Source organism: Gilliamella sp. B3023 (genome assembly GCF_026536845.1).
Taxonomy (GTDB): domain Bacteria; phylum Pseudomonadota; class Gammaproteobacteria; order Enterobacterales; family Orbaceae; genus Gilliamella; species Gilliamella apicola_E.
In genome coordinates this window covers 1-1,134 of the sequence record NZ_JAFNNH010000055.1, presented here as the reverse complement: position 1 = coordinate 1,134, position 1,134 = coordinate 1, and the positions used below count along the sequence as shown (strand labels likewise).

Here is a 1,134-nt window from a genome sequence, read left to right as displayed (position 1 = left end):
ATATGGTTTTACTTTGAAGCAGTGGTTCGTCAACCGAGGTTCTAAGTATGACACTTATCCTAATACATTATCTTGGTGTAATAGTATTGGTTATCGAATGCCTCGCGTAAGGGATTTAACAAATTCAAATTATAATAATTTAGGCACCACCCCTTCCTCACCTAGTAAGTATTACATGCGTCATATAGGTTCTGGTTTTTTCACGGAGTGGGGCAAAATGGATGATTATTCAGGCGCTGGCTTCGGCTACGGTTGGGTCTGGACTAGTGACCCGAATGGTAGTGACCAGTATGTCGTGGACACCAACGACGGTGACGTGGGTTGGTTCTACTACGACATCTACGGACTTTGCTCCCATCCTTAGTTTTTATTTCTTCGTCCTTAATCCTTAGGGCGGGGGTGGGAGTGATAAAAATAGTATTTAGTGATTAAAAGTAAGCTACGAGTCAACGTCGTTTAGCCATAAAAAAAGCGATTTTGTGGCTTAGCGACGCTTCAATTACCCGCCTAGGCGGGTTTATTTTTTTGGTATTTTATCTCAAAAAAAGTTGAGGAGTGGGGTTTTTGGGGTTCAAAATCCTGTTTTGCAATGTTGCCTCAAGTAAATAATTCCGCTTTAAACTATGACGCTTTTTAGTAGCTGTGTTTTTCCATCAAAAAAAGTTGAGGAACGGGGTTTTTTGGGGTCTAAATTCAGCTTTGATATATTATCTCAAGTAAATAATTCCGCTTTAACTGTGGCGTTTTTTAGTAGCTGTGTTTTTCCATCAAAAAAAGTTGAGGAGCGGGGTTTTTGAGGTTTTAAATCTCACTTAAAAATTATTAAATGATCCAAATCACTAAATTTCTAATTCAAAGCCCTAAAATAAAATTTTCAAGGATCAATTGTTCTAATTTTAAAGATTTATAATTGCGATATATTTAATTAAAACAATAGTTAACCAATTATAATTTAGATCCTTTTTAGATCCTATTTACAAAAGTTAACGTAAATGAGCGAAAAAAAGTGTTGCATCGTGTTTTTCCAGTCACTATACTTTTTACACGGTTTTGGCTCAGAGGCTAAAATTTGATATAAAAGTATAAAATTGTAAATAAATCAAAAAATTACTTGACAAGGTAGTCTAAAATGCA

General features: G+C 35.4%; 1 pseudogene. It reads left to right on the top strand.

Annotated features, from left to right (window positions below):
* Positions 1–364 (top strand): annotated as a pseudogene (locus J3U16_RS11920) (hypothetical protein); the annotation flags it as partial.
* Positions 365–1,134 lie beyond the last annotated feature (770 nt).